Here is a 20,860-nt window from a genome sequence, read left to right as displayed (position 1 = left end):
AAAAAATTCCGAAATCGAAAATTCGAAATCCGAAATAAAAAAGACATGTCAGAATTAACAGTAGGATCCAGGTACGCCAAATCGCTTATTGACCTTGCACAGGAACAAGAGATTGTTGATGTGATCAAAGCCGATATGGATCTTTTTTTACACACCTTAAAGGGAAGCCCCGAACTTAAAGCTGTTTTGAGCAACCCGATCATCGCCCACATCAAAAAAATAAAAATACTTGATGAAGTGTTTTTGGGCAAGGTGAACAAGGCTACTATCGCGTTTTTTAAACTGATGGTTAACAAAGGTCGTGGCGAGGTTTTATACACTACCGCGGTTGAGTATATTAACCTGTATAATATTAAAAGGCATATCACTACAGCTAAAGTTACCTCGGCTACCAAATTATCGGCAGCTAATGAGAAAACTATAGTAGCCGAAGTTCAAAAGGCAGTTGGTGGTACTGTAATATTAGAAGCCAGGGTTGACCCATCATTAATTGGTGGTTTTGTACTAACAGTAGGCGACAGGCAGGTTGATACCAGTATTGCGGCGAGCTTAAAAAAATTAAAGAAAGAATTTGCCGAACAGGCGGTTTAATATTAACACTAAAACTCTAAATAAATTTTAAACAATGGTAGAGGTAAGACCAGACGAAGTATCGGCAATTTTGCGTCAGCAATTGGCAGGCTTCAAGTCAGAATCTGAATTAGAAGAAGTGGGTACTGTACTCCAGGTGGGTGATGGTATTGCACGCGTTTATGGATTAACAAAAGTACAATCAGGTGAGCTTGTAGAATTTGGCACAGGATTGCAAGGTATCGTTCTTAACCTTGAAGAAGATAACGTGGGTGTGGTATTGTTAGGTAAATCTGACGATATTAAGGAAGGTGATACAGTAAAACGTACCAACCGCATTGCATCAATTCACGTTGGCGAAGGTATGCTTGGCCGTGTTGTTGATACTTTAGGTAACCCAATTGATGGTAAAGGCCCTATCACAGGTCAAACTTATGAAATGCCTTTAGAGCGTAAAGCGCCAGGTGTTATCTACCGTCAGCCGGTAACCGAGCCTTTGCAAACCGGTATTAAAGCTATCGATGCGATGATCCCTATTGGCCGCGGACAACGTGAGCTGGTAATTGGTGACCGTCAAACTGGTAAAACTGCCGTTTGTATTGATACCATCATTAACCAAAAAGAATTTTATGATGCTGGGAAACCAGTTATCTGTATATATGTAGCTTGCGGTCAAAAAGCAAGTACAGTGGCAAACATTGTACGTACGCTGGAAGAAAACGGCGCTATGCCATTCTCTATCGTTGTATCTGCAAGTGCTGCCGACTCTGCTACCATGCAGTTCTTTGCTCCTTTCGCTGGTGCTGCTATCGGCGAGTATTTCCGTGATACTGGTCGCCCGGCATTGATCATTTATGATGACTTGTCAAAACAAGCTGTTGCTTACCGCGAGGTATCGTTATTATTACGTCGTCCACCGGGCCGCGAGGCTTATCCTGGTGACGTGTTTTACCTGCACAGCCGTTTATTAGAGCGTGCCGCTAAGATCAACGCAAATGATTCTATCGCCCAGGCGATGAATGACCTGCCTGAGTCTATCAAGGGTATCGTTAAAGGTGGTGGTTCATTAACCGCATTGCCTATCATCGAAACACAAGCTGGTGACGTATCTGCTTATATCCCAACCAACGTAATCTCTATTACTGATGGTCAGATATTCCTGGAATCAAACCTGTTCAACGCGGGTGTTCGTCCGGCTATTAACGTAGGTATCTCGGTATCACGTGTGGGTGGTAACGCGCAGATCAAATCAATGAAGAAAGTAGCAGGTACTTTAAAACTTGACCAGGCTCAATACCGCGAGCTGGAGGCTTTCTCTAAATTCGGATCAGATCTTGACGCATCAACCAAAAACGTACTGGATAAAGGTGTACGTAACGTGGAGATCCTGAAACAAGGTCAGTACTCACCTGTATCTGTTGAAAAACAAGTTGCAATTATTTACTTAGGTACTAAAAACCTGATGCGTAATGTGCCTGTAAAAGACATCAGGAAGTTTGAAGTAGAATATACCAGTCAGTTAGAAGCCCGTCATCCAGAAGTATTAGCTGCCCTTAAAGCAGGTAAGTTTGACGACCAGATAACCGGCGTACTGGAAACAGTAGCAAAAGAACTGGCAGGAAGATATTAATTAGTAGTATCAAGTAATTAGTATCAAGTATCAAGTACCTTTTTAGGTCTTGATATTTGATACCACTTGATACAAAATATAGGTACCATTGGTGTCAGTATTCATGTTCAAAATCTTGATACCTGATACTCGATACTTGATACTAAAAAAAAAGAATGGCTAATTTAAAAGAAGTAAGAAACAGGATAACATCTGTGTCGTCAACACAGCAGATCACCAAGGCCATGAAAATGGTTTCGGCTGCCAAGTTAAAGCGCGCTACAAATGCTATCGTTCAATTGCGCCCTTATGCTAATAAGCTTAAAGAGCTGCTGGCAAATCTTTCTCAAAGTTTAGAGGATGGCTCATCACCTTATTTGCAGGAGCGCGAGCCCGTGCGCATATTGGTGATTGTGGTATCATCAAACCGTGGTTTGGCAGGCGCTTTTAATGCCAACGTTATTAAAACAGCCAACAACCTTATCGCCGAAAAATACAGCAAGCAATTGCAGGCCGGTAATGTTTCGATAGTGGCTATTGGTAAAAAAAGCCAGGAGTATTACCAAAGGCGCAAATACAACGTAATTGGCAACAATAACGATCTGTACCTTGACCTTAACTTTGAAAATGCTTCAAAAATTACCGAAAGCATTATGAAAGGTTTTGTTGATGGTGATTTTGACCGTGTTGAGCTGGTTTATAACCATTTCAGGAACGCTGCAGTACAGTATTTAATTGCCGAGCAATTATTGCCGGTGCCAAAACCTGAAAAACAGGAGCAAACAAAAACTGCTAATGTTGATTACATCCTGGAGCCATCGCAAGAGGAAATTGTAGAACAGCTGATCCCTAAAAATATCAAGATCCAGTTGTACCGTGCTGTGTTGGATTCAAATGCATCTGAACATGGTGCCCGCATGACGGCTATGGATAAGGCTACTGAAAACGCAGGCGATCTGTTAAAAGCCCTTAAGCTTTCATACAACCAGGCCCGCCAGGCAGCCATCACTACCGAGCTTACCGAAATTGTGAGCGGTGCCGCGGCATTAGCAGGTTAATGATCATTCGTAAACTTATTATATTAAAGGCCTTCTTGCAAAAGAAGGTCTTTTTTGTTTGTCTGAACCTTGATTAAGCCCCCTCTAAATCTCCCCCGAAAGGGGAGACTTTAAAAAGCATTTTAAAGCCCTCTCCTTTGGAGAGGGTTGGGTGAGGCTTTATTCCAGCTCCTTCAAAACCGCCCTTTTCAAAGCCATGATATAACCCGCATGTAACCCTTCATGAAAAGGTAAAAAATCTATAGCTTCATCAAACGAGTTCACGTCAAAATTATAGCGGGAGGTCCAGGCGGGATAATTTACAAACAGATTGTTCTGTATATCGGTTTCCAGTTGGTCAATCGTTGATAGGAATAGCTCCTTGATAATTGCTACCTCATCCGCATCAATAAAATCCTGGGGTTTGGTATCCGGGCGATAGGGGGTATAGTATTTATCGTCCACAACAATAGGCAGCCCGGCACGCGTGTAACAGATGCCTTGCTGGCCGGATATGATGTGGGCCAGGTTCCAGATCAGGTTATTGTTAAATCCTTGCGGAATATGGTTAAGCTGTTCAACGGTTAGATCCTTAACCAGGTTAAGGATGAAAGTTCTTGGACCTTTGATGATTTGTATTGACTCGGGCATTGATGAAGATGATTAGGTGTATGATCAGGAAAGCTAAATTAACAACATTAACCATATTATTTGATCAATTTACTTAATGATGATTACGATCGCTTTATGCCTTATATCTTTTATCATACCTTTGCCAATTCAATTTTTATCATAATTAATGCAGCACAGCACCTTAAATAATAAACAGGCAACGGAAAAGTATAACCGCCCTATTATTTATTTTTTATTGTTGTGGACAGCATTAAACGTTTTACAGGCCAGCACCCTGGAGCTACATGCTGATGAAGCTTACTATTGGGTGTTTTCGCGTATGATGGATTGGGGTTTTTATTACCACCCGCCAATGGTGGCCGTATTTATTCGCATTGGCGATACATTGATGCATAATGAACTGGGCGCACGGCTGATAACACTTCTGTCAAGCACGCTGGCTATATACCTGGTATGGCTCATGCTGCAACGGTATGCGGTTAGTGCCAAATGGTTTATCCTGTTTATGGCGGGCATATTGATATTTCATGTGTATGGCTTTACCGCCACGCCCGATGCACCACTATTGTTCTTCGCCGTTTTGTTCTACTTTTTTTACCAGCAATACCTTGATCATGATAGCTGGGTATTAGCGCTGATACTTGGCGTTGTAGTGGCTTGCCTTATGTACAGTAAATATCATGGGGTATTACTTGTTGGTTTTACCCTGCTATCAAACTTAAAGCTGTTAAAGCGCGGCTCGTTTTACCTGATCGTAGTGCTGGCCCTGACTTTGTTTGTACCACATATACTATGGCAGTACCACCACAATTTCCCGGCGGTGAATTTTAATTTGTTCGAACGCTCTGGCGGTGGTTTTGATATTATTTACGGCTTTAATTACCTGCTTGCGCAACTGCTCATTGGCGGACCGCTCATTAGCTGGTTTATATTTTACAAGGCTTTCACTACCAAAATTAAGGACGCCTTTATGCGCTGCCTCATGGTGAATGCCGCCGGTGTTTTTGTTTTCTTTTATCTGAATACCCTCAAAGTAAATGTGCAGCCGCATTATACGCTGATAGCTTTTGTGCCACTGGTTATGCTGGCCCTGATCAATCTTAAACAAAAAGAATTTAGCCCGGTATGGCTTTACCGGTTGGCTGTGGTTAATATCGTGCTTATTGTTGCATTCAGATTATGCCTGGTAGCGGGTTTCTCGTTTTTAAAACAGAACGGACAATTAGCCAGCTACTACGGTTTCAGGGATTGGGCAAAGGCAGTACATGCTAAAGCGGGCGATCATTATGTGGTGATGAGGGATGAATATCAAAACCCATCCAAATATTGTTTTTATACCAACTCATTAAAAGGGTTTGCGTACGATTCACGGTATTACCGTACCACCCAGTTTGATATGTGGCCCTTTGAAGATAGCCTGCAGCATACCGATGTATATTACCTTACACAGGATAAATGGCCTAACGTAAGTACTGATAGTATTATCACTACAGGTAAGTGGTATGGCGGCTGGATCAACGATGCACGTACCTATCAAAAAGTGATATGCAAAGCGTCGGTCGATAGTATTACATCGGCACCCGGGCAACAGCAGTCGGTTAACTTAACCATCACCAATCCGTATCCGTTCACTATCGATTTCAGTAATAAAAATGCACTGCATCCGCTTACAGTTGAGGTGTGTTTTTTCCTCGGTCCGGATATTGTGGAGATTCAGTCGGCCGGGAACGATTTTTATGACCTGCCGCCATTAAAACCCGGGGCACAGGCACATTATAAATTTACATTCAAATCCCCCATGAAAAAAGGGAACTACGCGCTGTTTTTTTCCTGGCGAACGGATCCGTTTGTAGGGAGCAGGAACAGTGGTTTTACAAGTTTAACAGTTAAATAATAACCCCATGTTTAAAAAACTATACCTATTAGCAATCATAACTATCATAAGCAGCACCGCTGCTTTGGCGCAAAATAGCCTCGATATCCATTTTAACGGAATGGGTTTTCTGGATAACCGCGAGTATAAGGATTTTGTGTTACGGTCACGTACCTACTCGGGTGTGCGTACGGCGCTTGACCTGGGCTTGAATATCGATAGTGTTCATCACTTTATTGTGGGGGTTAACGGCATCCATGAGTTTGGCGCCCAGCCTTATTTTTTAAAGGTTGATCCTGTTGCTTATTATAGCTATACCGGTAAAAACTGGCTGTTTAATGCCGGTGCTTTTCCGCGCGAAGGTTTACTGACCGATTATCCCCGGGCTTTACTGAATGATACTTTACGTTATTACCGCCCCAATGTGCAAGGTTTACTGGCCCGATACACCAATGAGCATTTTACAGAAACCGGCTGGATTGATTGGGTGAGCCGCCAAACCAATACCGACCGCGAACAGTTTTTATTCGGCTTTTCGGGGAAATACAGGCCAAGTCTTAGCGGACCATTTTATGTATCGCATTATTTTTTGCTGATGCATGATGCCGGGCCGGCCATTCCTATCCCTAATGATCATATACAGGATAATGGCGGCGGCCAAATTAGGTTAGGGCTTGATTTTAGTCACAAAACCATATTGGATTCGCTAAGCTTTGAGGCTGGTGGAATGATGTCATTTGAACGTACCCGTGGTTTGGATGGTTTTCAAAAACCTGCCGGCTTTGTGGCAAGTGTATATTTAGGCTGGCACCGCTTTGCCTTGTTTGATGAGTTTTATAAAGGCCAGGGCAGCCATATTATTTATGGTGATTCGTTTTTTGAAAAGAAAACCTATAACCGCATGGATCTGATATACACGCCATTTTTATACAAGCGCATAAAAGGACAATTTATTTTAAGTTTGCACCAAACACCGGGTTATTTCAGCAACCAGGAAGCGTTTAGGATAACGTTTGATTTGGGCCGTCAAACTTTGGTGCGATTTAAAGATTAACAGTAATTAACCTTAACAAATACTAATACCTATGCAGTTGAAGCAAAAATTATCAGTTCTTATTGTTTTATTATTTATAGTGCCTGCAAAGCTATTTGCGCAGGATAATCAGTTTTCGGGATGGGGGGCATGGTTTCACTCACAAAAATTATCAGATCATTGGGGCTATTCATTTGATGGGCAGCTCCGCTCACATGATCAGATAAGTTATTTAAAAAATGTGCTCCTGCGCCCGTCTGCCAATTACTATTTTGCTAAAAACAAAGTAGGAGCATTAGGTTATGCCTACATTGCTACCAGTGGCCGCACCGCGGCTGGCGATAAAACCTTCAGGCCTGAGCACCGCATCTGGCAGCAGTACACCTACTCGCACAAGATGGGTAAAACCATCGCGGTATCGCACCGGTTCCGTTGGGAGCAACGCTTTTTGGGTAACACTGCAGCCAACAAGAACGATCATTATTTTTCGCAACGTTTCCGGTATTTTGCAAGAGGGGTAATACCATTTAAAAACGATTCGGCAGTATTTAGCAAGGGCCCGTTCCTGGCCTTGCAGAATGAGGTGTTTGTTAATATCCAAAATAAAAATAAGGTGAACAAGCATTTCTTTGATCAAAACCGGGCCTATGTTGCCGTAGGCTACCGCATCAACAAAATGATCGACGTAGAAACCGGATACCTTAACCAATACATTAAACAAGCCGAAAGCTATACCCTGAACCATGTGGCACAGCTGGCTTTTTATACGAGGTTTTAGGATTCAGAGCCTCACCCTGCCCTCTCCTAATGAGAGGGTTAAAAAAGAAAAGAGCGATAGGTTATGCCTATCGCTCTTTTCTTTTAATATATTTCCACCTCGCTAATCAGGAATCCTCTCCTTTGGAGAGGATTAGGTGAGGCTATGAGGTTACAACCTTTCAATATCCCCGCTACCGGCTTTTGCGCTATTGATATTTTTAGCACCTCCGGTATAATGAATATCGCCTGAACCGCTAACAGAGGCGTCAACTTTATTGCTGGCGTTTACTACCGCGTCGCCAGAGCCTGCTACACGTACTGCTGTGTTAATCGTTACCATGTCGCGGGCGGTAAAATCGCCGGAGCCAACCACGCTTATTGTCGATTCATCGGCACGGCCAGAAAGTTTCATATCGCCGGAGCCTGATATTTTACTTTCCAGCGTTTTTACATTCACTTTGCCCAGCATATCGCCCGAGCCTGTGATCTGTAATTTTAATGAATTGGTAGTAATGCCGTCTTTAAAAAATATATCACCTGAGCCGGTTACACCAACGCTGTTCAGATCTTTAGCGGTAACGTAGATCACCATTTTCTTGTTGCCCCAGCTCCAGTTGCCCCAGTTGGTGTCTTTTTTACTGTGGATCTTTAAAACACCGCCCTGTACCTCGGTAATAATACGGTCAATCACATCGGAGGGAGCTTCTACTTTTACCGATTCGGTTGACCCCTGGGTAATATATACATCAAAAGAACCTGCCAGGTCAATAGCATGAAAACCGGATAAATGACGGTCCTGGGTAGTTTGACTTATGGTTTTAACAACGGGGGTTGCTTTTGCGAAAGTATGGCCTGCGGTACCTGCTGCCAATGCCACAACAAGTAATAGTTTGGTTAGTGATTTCATGTTAAGTTAATTGTTTGTTTATAAGACGCACGTTATGCTTTTAGGTTGCAATTTTTTTGAAATAAAGTTTCTTTTAGCCAGGTCATGCCGAATTTATTTCGGCATCCCATGTGTTAAGCTCTAATACGGAACAGCATGTGGGATGCTGAAACAAGTTCAGCATGACAGCCTATTTACTCATCAACGCTCTTAATACAACTTAATCAACCATTACCCCTACGTAATAATTAAAAGTATCAACTTCAATATTATCTTTAGTGGCGCCTTCCAAATTAACTGGGGAATAACGGGTGGTTGGGGTGATGAATTTATAATCGCCGCCTTTTACCCGCACTCTTACCGGCATGTTAAAGCCTTTAGCATCAGCGTTGGTCCACTTGCAAAGTGTTTTGCCTTCTCTTGTTGTAAACTCCAGTATGGGGATGTTTTTATAATGCAGGTACTGATCAAATACAGGTGATAAATTGATACCGGCCTGCTCACTGATGTAATTCACTATCTGATCATAAGTAACGGTTTGGTGATAAAAAGTTTTATTGAGGCCGCGCAGTATGTTGCGCCATTTTTCATCATCGTTAATAATGGTACGTACCATGTTGAGCAGGTTGCCGCCTTTGTAATACATATCGCCCGATCCTTCGCGGTTCACATTGTACGGACCCACAATAGGGCGGTCGTTTACAATGTTCATACGTGTGCCATGTACGTATTCCTGCCCGGCCTGTTTACCATAAAAAGTTTCAATAAACAAGGATTCAGAATAGTTAGTGAAGCTTTCATGGATCCACATATCGGCAACATCTTTGGAGGTGATGTTGTTGCCAAACCATTCGTGCCCGCTTTCGTGCACTACAATAAAATCCCATTTTAAACCCCAGCCCGTACCTGACAGGTCGCGGCCCAGGTAGCCATTTTGGTAATGATTGCCATAGGCGGTACCGCTTTGGTGTTCCATGCCTAAGTGCGGGGTTTCTACCAGCTTGTAGCCATCCTCATAAAAAGGGTATGGGCCAAACCAGTGTTCAAAGGCTTTCAGCATTTTGGTCGCGTTTTCGTTCCATTGTTTTTTGGCTTTGTTAATGTTATAGCTTAACGGCCAGTAGTCGAGTGTCAGCTTGCCCTTTTCGCCCTGATAGGTACCATCATAATGTACATAATCGCCAATGTTGGCTTCAATATCATAGTTGTTGATAGGATTAGCCACAAACCAGTCGAAACGGGTATAGCCATCCTTTAGCTTGGTTACCTTACGCAGCCTGCCGTTTGATACATCCTTTAAGCCATTGGGTGCACTGATGCTAATCAGCGCGCTATCCACCTCGTCGTACTGATGATCTTTTGTTGGCCACCAGATGCTTGCACCTACACCCTGGCAGGCCGTAGCTACCCAGGGTTTGCCCAGGGAGTCGGTAGTGAATACTACGCCACCATCCCAGGGGGCACGTTTGGCAATGGTTGGGTTGCCTGAGTAATATACCGTAAATTCATCCTTGCTGCCATTAGTTATAGTCTGCGGAAACGTGATGAACACTGCGTTAAACTCGCGGGTATAGGGCAATTTTTTTCCTTTATAAACTACTTTTTCAACCTTCAGGTTAGCAAACAGATCAAACTGTAATTTGGTAAAATCCTGCGTAGCGGTAAATTTAAATAAGTTGCTGCCGCTGATGAATTTTTGACCGATATCAAACTTCACATCCAGGTGATAGTAGTTAATATCGTAACAAGTGCGTAAAGGTGACAAACTTCCGCGTAAGGTATCGGCACGGGTAAAGGTTTCGCGGTTTGCGCCAAGCTGGGCTTGTGCGGGCAATAAACAAACACTTACCAGTAAAAGGGTAAGTGAAAAAATGTAAAGTGTATTATTTCGCATGTCTTTATATCGTAATTAAATCAATCAACTTAATCAATCAGTATTCCTATATAATAATTAAAAGTATCAACCTCAATATTGTCTTTGGTAGCGCCTTCAATTTCAACCGGGGTAAAGCGGGTGGTAGGGGTAATAAATTTATACTCGCCGCCTTTAACCCTTACCAGTACCGGCATAGTGAAACCTTTAGCATCGGCTATCCAACGGCTTAACAGTTTGCCATCTCGTACACCAAACTCCAGTATAGGCAGGTTTTTATAATGCAGGTACTGATCAAAAACAGGCAGCAGGTTTTTGCCCGACTGATCATTAATATAATTCACCACCTGATCATAAGTAACGGTTTGGTGGTAAAATGTACTGTTAAGGCCGCGTAAAATAGTGCGCCATTTTTCATCGTCGTTAATAATGGTGCGCACCATGTTGAGCAATACGGCACCTTTAGGGTACATATCCTCCGAGCCTTCTTTGTTTACGTTATAAACCCCAACAATCGGGCTGCGATTACCGATACCTGGTCTGAGCCCTTTGTTGTATTCCTGTCCGGCTTTTTTACCCCAGTTATCCTCAATAAATAACGATTCGGAGTAGCAGGTAAAGCTTTCATGGACCCACATATCGGCCAGATCTTTCCCGGTAATGTTATTGCCAAACCATTCGTGGCCGCTTTCGTGTACAATGATGTAATCCCACTTAAGTCCCCAGCCCGTGCCCGACATATCATAGCCTAAATAACCGTTCAGGTAATGGTTTCCATAAGCCGTAGCACTTTGGTGTTCCATGCCCAGGTGCGGTGTCTCTACCAGTTTATAACCGTCGGCATAAAAAGGATAAGGGCCAAACCAATGTTCAAAGGCTTTAAGCATGGGTTTTACGTTTTCGCCAAATTGCTTTTTGGCCTTGTCAAGACTGGCCGGCAGTACCCAGTAATCAAGGGTGAGTTTACCTTTTTCGCCATCGTAGGTGTCGCTAAAGTGGGTATAATCGCCAATGTTTGCAGCCACATCATAGTTGTTGATGGGATTGGCAACAAACCAATCAAAACGGGTATATCCATCTTTTAAAGGGGTAACCTTACGCAGGCGGCCGTTGGATACATCTTTTAAACCTTTAGGTACGCTGATGCTGATCATCATGCTGTCTACCTCATCGCTCAGGTGATCTTTATTGGGCCACCAGATGCTGGCGCCTACACCCTCGCAGGCCGTAGCCACCCAGGGCTTACCCAGAGAATCTTTTTTAAATACCAGTCCGCCATCCCAGGGAGCATTTACGGCTATGGTTGGCTTACCTGAATAGTATACTGTAAATTCGTCCTTACTGCCTTTTGCTATGGTTTGCGGGAATGTTACAAATACGGCGTTAGCATCGCGGGTATAAGCCAGGGTCCTTCCTTTATATACCACCTTATCTACATTAAGGTTGGCAAACAGATCAAACTGCAGTTTGGTAAAATCCTGCGTGGCGGTAAATTTAAACTGGTTGCTGCCGCTAATGGCTTTTTGATCAATATTAACCTTAACATCAAGGTGGTAGTAATTGATATCGTAACAGCTACGCAATGGTGAAAGGGCGCCGCGCAGCGTATCGGCATGGGTGTATTTTTCTTTGGTTTCCAGCAGTTGGGCCTGGGTGATGGCCGGCAGAAATGTAATTGCCAGCAGGAGCATTAATTTATAATGCACTTTGATAAATGATAAATTGTTCATTGTTAAGGATCAGTCAATAAAAATAAGCTTAAATGTAGTAAATATGCTTCAGTAAATCTTCGCACAAAGCAACCGCTGTTAAAATATCCCCCTGGAAGGGTGAGTATAAATTTAATCCGGCAGGGAAGACTTTTTTTAAGACTCTACCTTAAGCAGTGGATTTGGGCGGAGTTTTATTTAAATAGTAAAGGAGATTTTTTTTCATGAGATCAGTCAATTTACTGACTAAAATAACAAGTAAATCATCATTTAAACGTTCATTTCAACACTGTTACAATAACAGGCTAATAAATGGCTAATGTTTGGTAAAATAAGAGTAGGCCCGGCGCTAAGTATTTTCAATTTTGTATCATTGTAGGCTATCTAAATCTTTTACCTATGCCCAAGTTTCCTGCGCAGTATTCAACCTTATCGGCCATCGCCTTAAAAACGTATATTGAGGATGCTTACGGCTTAAAACTTATAACCTGTAAGTATTTGTTACGTGGAGTGAGCGATACCTATATTATAGAAGCCACAGATGCCCAATACGTTTTCAAAGTTTACCGTGAGCAGCACCGTTCGGCCGACGAAATAAAGGGAGAGATAGAGCTACTGAACCTGTTAAAAGAAAACGGCGCCAGTGTAGCTTATCCAATTAAAGACACCCGGGGTGATCAGCTGCAGCAATTTGAAGCCGCCGAAGGTATTCGTTATGGTATTTTATTTTCTTACGCCGAAGGTGGCCCTGTTTTTGAACTAACGGACGATCAGCTCAAAACAATCGGCAGGCAAATGGCGATAGTTCATAATATAACTTCGGTTATCGAACTAAAGCATCAGCGGAAAGCATATACAACTGAAACTACGCTCACCCAACCCATAAAAGACCTGAAACCGGCTTTTAAAGATCTGCCTGAGGAGTACACTTATTTAAAAGAAACCGCAGATAAGGTAATTGAAAAGCTGACATCATTTGATACCGGTAAATTTAGCTACGGGTATTGCCAGTATGATTTTTTACCGAAGAACTTCCATTTTAGCGAAGCCGGGACTTTAACCTTTTTCGATTTCGACTTTGCCGGTAAGGGCTATCTGGCAAATGACCTGATGTCGTTCTTTGTGCATTTCTTTGTGCATAATTATACGGGCAAGCTCAGCAATGAGGAGGCCGACCGGATGTTTGCGGTTTTTATTTCGGGGTATCGCGAAAACAGGGATGTTACCGAAGAAGAGCTTAAAGCTATCCCTTACCTGGGTGTTGGGTTCTGGGTATTTTATTTAGGGTTTCAGCACGATCACTTTGACGACTGGTCGAATTTGTTTTTTGGCACGCGGTTTATAAAAGACAGGGTAGCGCTGATCCGTTCCTGGGTAAACAAGTATTGTGAATTTTGACCCTAAATCTATAAAATAATAGGCTAATAACCATTAACTTTGCCAACCACAAAATACACTACTATGCAATATGATGTTATCGTTATCGGTTCGGGCCCTGGAGGCTATGTAGCCGCTATACGTTGTGCCCAGCTGGGTTTAAAAACCGCTATCGTTGAAAAATATCCTACCCTTGGGGGTACCTGCTTAAATGTTGGCTGTATCCCGTCAAAGGCTTTGCTTGATTCGTCTGAACATTACCATAACGCGGCTCACTCATTTAAAACGCATGGTATTAACCTGGATAACCTGAAAATTGATTTCGGGCAGATGATCAAACGTAAGCAGGAAGTGGTTGATGCCAACACCAGCGGCATTAGCTACCTGATGAAGAAAAACAAGATCGATACCCACTTTGGTGTAGGATCATTTAAAGATAAAAATACCATCATCGTTAAAAAAAGCGATGGCACCGAAACCGAGATCACCAGCACTAACGTGATCATTGCTACCGGTTCAAAACCATCGGCACTGCCATTTTTAAAGATCGATAAAAAACGCATTATCACATCTACCGAGGCTTTAACACTCACCGAAATACCTAAACACCTGGTACTGATAGGCGGTGGGGTTATTGGTTTGGAGCTGGGTTCTGTATATGCACGTTTAGGGTCTAAAGTATCTGTAATTGAATTTATGGATGGCATTATCCCAACTATGGATAAAGCATTGGGTCGCGAGCTGCAAAAAGTATTAACCAAACTGGGTATGGAGTTTTACCTGGGTCATAAAGTTACCGGCGCTACGGTAAAAGGTAAAGAAGTTACTGTAAGTTTTGATACCCCTAAAGGCGAGAAAAAAGAGCTTAAAGGCGATTACTGCCTGGTAGCCGTTGGCCGTATAGCTTATACCGATAATTTAGGTTTGGATAAAATAGGTATTACGGTTGAAGAACGCGGCCGTAAGATCACCGTTAATGATCACCTGGAAACCAGCGTTAAAGGTGTTTATGCCATTGGCGATGTTATTAAAGGCGCCATGCTGGCACACAAAGCCGAGGATGAAGGTACTTTGGTTGCCGAGATTATTGCCGGCCAAAAACCGCACATTGACTATAACCTGATACCGGGTGTTGTTTATACCTGGCCAGAAGTTGCTGCCGTGGGCCAAACCGAAGAGCAGTTAAAGGAGGCCGGTGTAAAATATAAAACAGGTTCGTTCCCATTTAAGGCCAGCGGTCGTGCCCGTGCCAGCGGTGATTTGGATGGTTTTGTAAAAGTACTGGCTGATGCCGCTACCGACGAAATCCTGGGTGTACACATGATTGGTCCGCGTGCCGCGGATATGATAGCCGAAGCTGTTGTAGCTATGGAATACCGTGCAAGCGCCGAAGATATTTCGCGCATGAGCCACGCCCACCCAACTTATACCGAAGCCATGCGCGAAGCATGTTTAGCAGCTACCGAGAACAGGCCGATACATATATAAGATTTCGGATTTGGGAATTCAGATTTCGGATTTTTAATTTAGAATATCGAAGTAAATAATATTGAAGCAGAAACAATTAGATTTGTTTCTGCTTTTTGTTTTAGTATGGCTTATATTAAACTAAATTATTAGTTATGAAGAAGATAAACTATTATATCTTACTGACATGCATGTTATTTTGGGCATCTATGGGCAGGGCACAAAATAGTGCTAAAAAGCAGCAACTTAAATATTTGCCTGATATTGATGTTTACGATATTCATGGTAAGCATACTACTTTAAAGCAGTTGAGTAAAAATAAAGTACTGTTTATTGATTCGTGGTTTATACCATGCCCGCCATGTTTTATAGAAATGGGTATGCTGCACAAGCTTTACGCTAAACACCTTAATAATAAAGATTTTTGTTTTATAACTTTATGTCGCACGGATAGTGGTGTAGTTAAAAAGTTTATAGCTCAGGATACATCAATGGCTAATTATGTAAAGTCATATCAGTTTTTTAGCCAACGACAGGATTTCAGGTTGCCTGTATATTTTATAGAGGGTTGCGACTCGAAAGTTAATCATGTCGGAAGCCAATTGGAAAGTTTTTCTCCAGCTGATAAAACCAAATGCCCGGATGCGCAGTTGGGTTTTGTAGGTTATCCTACCGTGATCATCTTTAATAAAAAAGGGGAGCTGATATTTCAGAAAACGGGATATGACGGACAAGAGGATGTTAACATCGCAGACATAGAAAGCGTTATAGAACCGGCATTAGCGGCAAAATAATATGCAGGTATTATCGGATATAGGTATCGTGCTTATGACCATTGCTGTAATGGAAGTAATTTCCTGGGCTATGCACAAATACTTGTTCCATGGGCCACTGTGGTTTATCCATAAAACGCATCACCAGGAAAGGCACGGCTTTCTGGAGCTGAACGATATTTTTAGCATCGGTTTTGCAGCGCTGGCTTTATGGCTGATGTGGACGGGGCATATCAGTTTAGATTATCACTTTTGGATTGGTACCGGCATCAGTATATACGGCATCATCTACTTTATTTTCCATGATTGGTTTATCCATAACCGCTTCAAATCTTTTAAAAGCAATAACCGTTACCTGCTGGGTATCCGCAGGGCGCATAAAATTCACCATAAATCAACAGAGAAAAATCCGTCGGAAGAGTTTGGGTTGCTGGTGGCAAGCAGGAAATGGTTTAAGCGGTGATATTGTAAATTGTCTGAACCATGATTAAACGGATTCAGGGATTATTGGGATTTCTTATTGACAACAATCCTTGTAATCCTATAATCCTACGAATCCTGGTTCAGACAAAACTCGTGGTTCAGACAAAATACGTAATTCAGATAATCTAAAGCCTTACACCGCCACTACATGCTTACCCTTTTTATAACCTACTGTAGCAAAATACAGGATGAATAAATAAATAGGAAGCAATATCCAGTATGAAGATTGTGCTGCCATCTCTGGGCCGGCACTTTCTTTAGTCTTATCAACAAGGAAGCCATAAATTGGCGGGAAAACAGCCGCGCCGGCTATACCCATTACCAGTAAAGAGGAGCCTATTTTGGTAAACCTGCCCAGGCCCGATAGTGCCAGCGGCCATATAGCGGGCCACATTAAAGAGTTGGCTAAACCTAAAAGGGCTATACATGCTACCGAAGCATATTTAGGAACAAGTAGTGCGACAGTAGTTAAAATTACACCCAAAATAGCCGAATATACCAGCGCTTTTTGTTGTGAAATATAACGGGGAATAAATAGTATGCCGGCAATATAACCAATAACCATACAGGCAAGGGTACCAGAGGCAAAATACTTGGCTGTAGACAACGGGATATGATGCGCCATACCATAACTGATGATGGAATCGCCAGCTATGACCTCGGCTCCTACATACAGGAACAGGGCTATTACTCCTAATATTAAGTGCGGAAACTGGAATATGCTGGTTTTGCCGGAGTTGGCAGCGGCAACGGTTTCGTCCTCATGATCGGTATCAATTTCAGGCAATCCCGAAAAATAGATCAGTACGGCCAGTATCGCCAATACAATTACAATAAGTACATAAGGTAATATAACGCGTGAAGCCAGCTCGTTAAGCTCGCTTATCTTTTCAGTGTCACTCAGCGTGGCAAGTTTAGCTGTAAAAGCATCGATGTTTTTTAACACAACAGCGCCCAAGGCAAGTGGGGCCAATACACCGGCAAACTTATTACATATACCCATAATGCTGATACGCTTGGCGGCACTTTCGGGTGGGCCAACTATAGTGATATATGGGTTTGAGGCCGATTGCAGAACCGCTAATCCTGAACCCTGTACAAACAGGCCGATCAGGAAAATGACATACGTACGGGTTAATGCTGCGGGTATAAATATCAGCGCGCCCAATGCCATGATAATTAAGCCAACGGCCATTCCGTTTTTAAAACCAAATATTTTGAGCAGCCAAGCCGACGGTTTGGCCATCAGCAGATAGGCAATGTAAAAGGCGCTGGCCACCAAAAACGATTCGATGTTATTAAGCTGGCAGGCAATTTTAAGATAGGGTATCAATACCGAATTTAGCCAGGTTACAAAACCGAAAATGAAAAATAAAGCGCCTATAATGATAATAGGATTTACAGCTGTTTTTTTAAGGGGTAGTTTTTCGGAAGTGCTAATGACTGTCATTTCTTTTAGTTAAAATGTTAAGAACTTAATTAAGTTTCTAAAATAATTAAAAAAGTTGATAGATTATATTGCTAAAATGAAAATTTAAGCAAATAAATTTCAATAACACCTGTTTTTTTGGATGTTAAAGTAAAATCTCCTGATTTTTATGATGTAAAGGGGGCGAAAAAGCAGCTGGATGGTTAATCAGACAAATCTTTTCAATCCAAATTAAATTCCGAAATTCGGGCGCTTACTTTATCAGCCTGATGAAAATATTAATAGTTAACAATACCCAAATACCTGCTGCAAAATACGGCGGCACCGAGCGGGTGACCTGGTGGCTGGGTAAGGAGCTTAACCGCTTGAGGCATGAGGTAACTTACCTGGTAGCCGCCGGCTCCGAATGCCCGTTTGCAAAAATTTTAGTTTATGATCCTGCTATTGATATGAACATGCAGGTACCTGATGATATTGATGTGGTACATTTTCACTTCCAGGTGAGCAATTTCACAAAGAAACCTTACCTCATCAATGTGCATAACAATCCGGGTTATGGGCATCAGTTAGATAGGAACTCCGTATTTGTATCTGCCGATCATGCAGCGCGGCATGGCTCATCGGTTTTTATACACCATGGTCTTGATCCCGATGATTATCCCAGACCTGATCTTTCAAAAAAACGAACCCACACACATTTTTTGGCAAAGGCTGCCTGGCGGGTTAAAAACGTAAAGGGGGCTATTGATGTGGCTACTCAAAGTGGTAACAAGCTGATAGTTTTGGGTGGTGATCGCTTCAATTTAAAAATGGGGTTGCGCTTTACATTTAATATTAATGTACGGTTTAAGGGCATGGTTAATAATGATGAAAAGTCGGTGGTGCTTAACAGTTCAAAAGCATTGTTGTTCCCGGTTTTATGGCACGAGCCTTTTGGTTTGGCTATTATTGAAAGTCTGTACTTTGGCTGCCCGGTATTTGGCACGCCCTATGGTTCCCTGCCCGAACTGGTATTGCCAGAGGTGGGGCTGCTTAGCAACAGTAAGCAAGTACTCACCGATGGACTTAAAGCCGTGGCTGGATTTAATAACCAGCTTTGCCATGATTATGCTGTTGACAATTTTACCGTACAGAAAATGGCTCAAAAATATTTGATGCTTTATCAGGAGGTTTTGAATGGTGAAACATTAAATGCGGTTAATCCAACATTGATAGAAACTTCACCAAAGTATTTGCCATGGACTGAGTGAAGCATGAATTATTGATGTACCTGGTTTAGAAGACTCACCCCGTCTGCGCTTCGCTCGGCGACCCTCTTCGCCTGCGGCGAAAAGAGGGTTGAGGAAGAAAAATAATTTTGTCATGCTGAACATAGTGAAGCATCTATTCAACGATTGGACAGATTCAACAATAGATCCTTCGTTCCTCAGGATGACAGTTAAAATAAAAGCCTTGCAAACTCCCTCTTTCCGCCGCAGGCGAAGAGAGGGTGGTCGAGCATAGCGATGACCGGGTGAGTCGATTCGCCGCAATTCCCGGTTGATTTTTTTAAGAATCTTAAGGGTTCAACACGTTAGTAATTTTATAATGTGTTATTTTGTACAGCTTATTGCGATAAATATATCTGGTGAATAGTTCAGCAACCTCCCTATCCGCGGCACAAAAAAGACCATATATAGTGGTACTGGTTTTGGCCATACTGGTTAATATAGCCGGCATAGGCATTAAATATTTTACCGACGACCCCAGCCTGTACAGTATGCTTGCCCGTACCATGGCCCAAAGCAATAATTTTGCTGATATCATTTATCATGGGAAAGACTGGCTGGATAAACCACATTTTCCCTTTTGGATGGCGGCCCTGAGCTTTAAAGTTTTTGGCATTAATACCATAGCTTATAAACTGCCGGCCCTATTGTTTTTCCTGATGTCGGTTGTGTATACTTATAAACTGGCCCGTAAATTTTATGATCAGGAAACGGCTCTGATAGCCATTTTAATATTGCTTACCGCCCAGCATGTTTTAATGTCGAACACCGATGTGCGGGCCGAGCCTTATATTATGGGCCTGCTGATGGGCGCTGTGTATCACTTTTATAAAGTTAAGGAGCGCTTTAGCCTTATTGATATTTTGCTGGCCTCGTTATTTACAGCCTGCGCGGTAATGACCAAAGGCATATACCTGCTGATCCCCATAGGCAGCGCTATTATTGGCGATTATCTGTTTAAAAAAGATCTTAAAAATCTTTTTCACCTCAAATGGCTTTTGGCTTTTATACTGGTAGCCATTTTTACACTGCCCGAAATTTATACCTTATATATACAGTTCGATCTGCATCCCGAAAAGGTGGTTTTTGGCAAAACCGGCATATCGGGCATTCATTGGTTTTTGTGGGATAGCCAGTTTGGTCGGTTTAATAACAATAGCTTTATCAAAAACACCCATGGCAGTATCTTCTTTTTTCTGCATACGCTTTTATGGGCCTTTGCTCCCTGGATGCTTTTATTTTACTATGCCATTTTCAGGCATATCCGTAAAATGGTTAAAGGGGTAGTACTGCCCGAGTATATTACCATTAGCGGCTCTGTGGTGATGCTGCTTATTTTTTCGATCTCCAAATTTCAGTTGCCCTTTTATACCAATATCCTGTTCCCGTTCTTCGCTATTATAACGGCGGGATTTGTGCGGGAAGTGTTTAACAGCAACAGAAACCTGTTTTTTACCATTGCTCAATACAGCATAAGCGGTTTGCTGATAGTAATTGTTATAGTGCTCAACTTCATTTTCGCGCCCGAGCGCTTGACCATATTTTTGCCCCTCTGCATTTTATTGGCAGGTATTACTTTATACATTTATAAAAATACCGCCTCAAAACAAAGAGCTTTGTTTTTATTCACGTGCTGTGTGGGCTTGTGGGTTAATGCCTACCTCATGAGTGTAGTGTACCCTACACTGCTTACTTTTAAGGGCGATCTGCACGCGGCCGAATATATTAATCAACATCATCCAAATGATGAAGTGATAGCGGCCTTCAATGTGCCGAATGCTTTTGAGTTTTACACCCATCAGCCGGTTACCTTTATGGATCTGAACGAGGCGGCCAAACATACCAACGCGCTTATATTAATTAATGACGATCAAAAGGCGGAGCTGCAAAAGAATAATACACCTTTTGAATTGGTGAAAGCATTTGATAATTATCCGAATGAGAATATGACGCTGCCGTTCATCATCAAAGCAAAAAGGATGACCACGTTGAATCATTTCTTTTTGGTGAGATTGGGTAGCACTGCAAAATAAAATTCCGAAATTCGCTCCAAGTAAATCCGAAATCCAACATCCCAAATC

17 protein-coding genes are annotated in these 20,860 nt (G+C 42.4%); 12 read left to right on the top strand and 5 right to left on the bottom strand.

Going from position 1 to position 20,860, the window contains the following annotated elements:
* Nucleotides 1-45 precede the first annotated feature (45 nt).
* The 3 genes from atpH (at nucleotide 46) to atpG (ending at nucleotide 3,237) form a co-directional block, all read left to right on the top strand.
* Complete coding sequence (atpH, locus tag M2273_RS27395) at nucleotides 46-591, top strand: ATP synthase F1 subunit delta (RefSeq protein ID WP_429400972.1); 546 nt, start codon at nucleotides 46-48, stop codon at nucleotides 589-591.
* Between the two features lie 34 nt (nucleotides 592-625).
* Nucleotides 626-2,200: a F0F1 ATP synthase subunit alpha gene (gene atpA / locus M2273_RS27390; protein WP_429400970.1), complete on the top strand. Its 1,575-nt coding sequence runs from the start codon at nucleotides 626-628 to the stop codon at nucleotides 2,198-2,200.
* Nucleotides 2,201-2,355: 155 nt separating this feature from the next.
* On the top strand, nucleotides 2,356-3,237 hold the full coding sequence (gene atpG, locus M2273_RS27385) for an ATP synthase F1 subunit gamma (RefSeq protein WP_429400969.1): 882 nt from the start codon (nucleotides 2,356-2,358) through the stop codon (nucleotides 3,235-3,237).
* Nucleotides 3,238-3,396: 159 nt separating this feature from the next.
* On the opposite strand, the gene M2273_RS27380 is transcribed toward atpG, so the two are convergent.
* Nucleotides 3,397-3,867: a DinB family protein gene (locus M2273_RS27380; protein ID WP_429400967.1), complete on the bottom strand. Its 471-nt coding sequence runs from the start codon at nucleotides 3,865-3,867 to the stop codon at nucleotides 3,397-3,399.
* A 148-nt stretch (nucleotides 3,868-4,015) separates the two neighbouring features.
* On the opposite strand from M2273_RS27380, the gene M2273_RS27375 reads away from it, so the two are divergent.
* Genes M2273_RS27375 through M2273_RS27365 form a run of 3 tightly spaced genes read left to right on the top strand, consistent with a single transcriptional unit; the run spans nucleotide 4,016 to nucleotide 7,533 of the window.
* Nucleotides 4,016-5,743: an ArnT family glycosyltransferase gene (locus M2273_RS27375; protein ID WP_429400965.1), complete on the top strand. Its 1,728-nt coding sequence runs from the start codon at nucleotides 4,016-4,018 to the stop codon at nucleotides 5,741-5,743.
* Nucleotides 5,744-5,750: 7 nt separating this feature from the next.
* Complete coding sequence (locus tag M2273_RS27370) at nucleotides 5,751-6,776, top strand: hypothetical protein (protein ID WP_429400963.1); 1,026 nt, start codon at nucleotides 5,751-5,753, stop codon at nucleotides 6,774-6,776.
* A 31-nt stretch (nucleotides 6,777-6,807) separates the two neighbouring features.
* A complete protein-coding gene (locus M2273_RS27365; RefSeq protein WP_429400962.1) occupies nucleotides 6,808-7,533 on the top strand; it encodes a DUF2490 domain-containing protein in 726 nt (241 codons plus the stop codon).
* 150 nt (nucleotides 7,534-7,683) lie between these two features.
* Here M2273_RS27365 and M2273_RS27360 read toward each other — a convergent pair whose 3' ends face one another.
* From M2273_RS27360 to M2273_RS27350, 3 genes are all read right to left on the bottom strand, one after another.
* Nucleotides 7,684-8,421, bottom strand: coding sequence for a head GIN domain-containing protein (locus M2273_RS27360; protein ID WP_429400961.1), 738 nt, complete (start codon nucleotides 8,419-8,421; stop codon nucleotides 7,684-7,686).
* 199 nt (nucleotides 8,422-8,620) lie between these two features.
* A complete protein-coding gene (locus M2273_RS27355; protein ID WP_429400960.1) occupies nucleotides 8,621-10,294 on the bottom strand; it encodes a M1 family metallopeptidase in 1,674 nt (557 codons plus the stop codon).
* Nucleotides 10,295-10,323: 29 nt separating this feature from the next.
* Nucleotides 10,324-12,003 (bottom strand): M1 family metallopeptidase, encoded by a 1,680-nt coding sequence (locus tag M2273_RS27350; RefSeq protein WP_429400959.1) that lies wholly within the window; start codon nucleotides 12,001-12,003, stop codon nucleotides 10,324-10,326.
* 378 nt (nucleotides 12,004-12,381) lie between these two features.
* Here M2273_RS27350 and M2273_RS27345 point away from each other — a divergent pair, with 378 nt between their 5' ends.
* The 4 genes from M2273_RS27345 (at nucleotide 12,382) to M2273_RS27330 (ending at nucleotide 16,062) form a co-directional block, all read left to right on the top strand.
* Nucleotides 12,382-13,380: a phosphotransferase enzyme family protein gene (locus M2273_RS27345; RefSeq protein ID WP_429400958.1), complete on the top strand. Its 999-nt coding sequence runs from the start codon at nucleotides 12,382-12,384 to the stop codon at nucleotides 13,378-13,380.
* A gap of 63 nt (nucleotides 13,381-13,443) precedes the next feature.
* A complete protein-coding gene (gene lpdA, locus M2273_RS27340) occupies nucleotides 13,444-14,847 on the top strand; it encodes a dihydrolipoyl dehydrogenase (protein ID WP_429401046.1) in 1,404 nt (467 codons plus the stop codon).
* A 134-nt stretch (nucleotides 14,848-14,981) separates the two neighbouring features.
* The gene (locus M2273_RS27335; RefSeq protein ID WP_429400957.1) at nucleotides 14,982-15,620 is read left to right on the top strand and encodes a TlpA family protein disulfide reductase; all 639 of its coding nucleotides are present in this window, start codon (nucleotides 14,982-14,984) and stop codon (nucleotides 15,618-15,620) included.
* Nucleotide 15,621: 1 nt separating this feature from the next.
* Nucleotides 15,622-16,062, top strand: a complete 441-nt coding sequence (locus tag M2273_RS27330; protein ID WP_429400956.1) for a sterol desaturase family protein — start codon at nucleotides 15,622-15,624, stop codon at nucleotides 16,060-16,062.
* 153 nt (nucleotides 16,063-16,215) lie between these two features.
* On the opposite strand, the gene M2273_RS27325 is transcribed toward M2273_RS27330, so the two are convergent.
* Nucleotides 16,216-17,532, bottom strand: a complete 1,317-nt coding sequence (locus M2273_RS27325) for a sugar MFS transporter (RefSeq protein ID WP_429400955.1) — start codon at nucleotides 17,530-17,532, stop codon at nucleotides 16,216-16,218.
* Between the two features lie 248 nt (nucleotides 17,533-17,780).
* Between M2273_RS27325 and M2273_RS27320 the strand changes: the two genes are divergently transcribed.
* Complete coding sequence (locus M2273_RS27320; protein WP_429400954.1) at nucleotides 17,781-18,761, top strand: glycosyltransferase; 981 nt, start codon at nucleotides 17,781-17,783, stop codon at nucleotides 18,759-18,761.
* A gap of 377 nt (nucleotides 18,762-19,138) precedes the next feature.
* Nucleotides 19,139-20,812: an ArnT family glycosyltransferase gene (locus tag M2273_RS27315; protein WP_429400953.1), complete on the top strand. Its 1,674-nt coding sequence runs from the start codon at nucleotides 19,139-19,141 to the stop codon at nucleotides 20,810-20,812.
* Nucleotides 20,813-20,860: the final 48 nt, after the last annotated feature.

This window comes from Mucilaginibacter lappiensis, assembly GCF_050433765.1.
Classification (GTDB): Bacteria; Bacteroidota; Bacteroidia; order Sphingobacteriales; family Sphingobacteriaceae; genus Mucilaginibacter; species Mucilaginibacter lappiensis_A.
Note: the sequence above shows the minus strand (reverse complement) of the source record. Positions and strands in the feature narration are given on the sequence as shown.

Coding starts and splice junctions, on each gene's coding strand:
- M2273_RS27380 (WP_429400967.1), bottom strand. CDS start 3,867: ATGCCCGAGTCAATACAAATCATCAAAGGTCCAAGAACTTTCATCCTT.
- M2273_RS27330 (WP_429400956.1), top strand. CDS start 15,622: ATGCAGGTATTATCGGATATAGGTATCGTGCTTATGACCATTGCTGTA.
- M2273_RS27320 (WP_429400954.1), top strand. CDS start 17,781: ATGAAAATATTAATAGTTAACAATACCCAAATACCTGCTGCAAAATAC.
- M2273_RS27345 (WP_429400958.1), top strand. CDS start 12,382: ATGCCCAAGTTTCCTGCGCAGTATTCAACCTTATCGGCCATCGCCTTA.
- M2273_RS27325 (WP_429400955.1), bottom strand. CDS start 17,532: ATGACAGTCATTAGCACTTCCGAAAAACTACCCCTTAAAAAAACAGCT.
- M2273_RS27360 (WP_429400961.1), bottom strand. CDS start 8,421: ATGAAATCACTAACCAAACTATTACTTGTTGTGGCATTGGCAGCAGGT.
- M2273_RS27355 (WP_429400960.1), bottom strand. CDS start 10,294: ATGCGAAATAATACACTTTACATTTTTTCACTTACCCTTTTACTGGTA.
- M2273_RS27350 (WP_429400959.1), bottom strand. CDS start 12,003: ATGAACAATTTATCATTTATCAAAGTGCATTATAAATTAATGCTCCTG.
- atpG (WP_429400969.1), top strand. CDS start 2,356: ATGGCTAATTTAAAAGAAGTAAGAAACAGGATAACATCTGTGTCGTCA.
- atpA (WP_429400970.1), top strand. CDS start 626: ATGGTAGAGGTAAGACCAGACGAAGTATCGGCAATTTTGCGTCAGCAA.
- M2273_RS27370 (WP_429400963.1), top strand. CDS start 5,751: ATGTTTAAAAAACTATACCTATTAGCAATCATAACTATCATAAGCAGC.
- M2273_RS27365 (WP_429400962.1), top strand. CDS start 6,808: ATGCAGTTGAAGCAAAAATTATCAGTTCTTATTGTTTTATTATTTATA.
- M2273_RS27375 (WP_429400965.1), top strand. CDS start 4,016: ATGCAGCACAGCACCTTAAATAATAAACAGGCAACGGAAAAGTATAAC.
- atpH (WP_429400972.1), top strand. CDS start 46: ATGTCAGAATTAACAGTAGGATCCAGGTACGCCAAATCGCTTATTGAC.
- M2273_RS27335 (WP_429400957.1), top strand. CDS start 14,982: ATGAAGAAGATAAACTATTATATCTTACTGACATGCATGTTATTTTGG.
- lpdA (WP_429401046.1), top strand. CDS start 13,444: ATGCAATATGATGTTATCGTTATCGGTTCGGGCCCTGGAGGCTATGTA.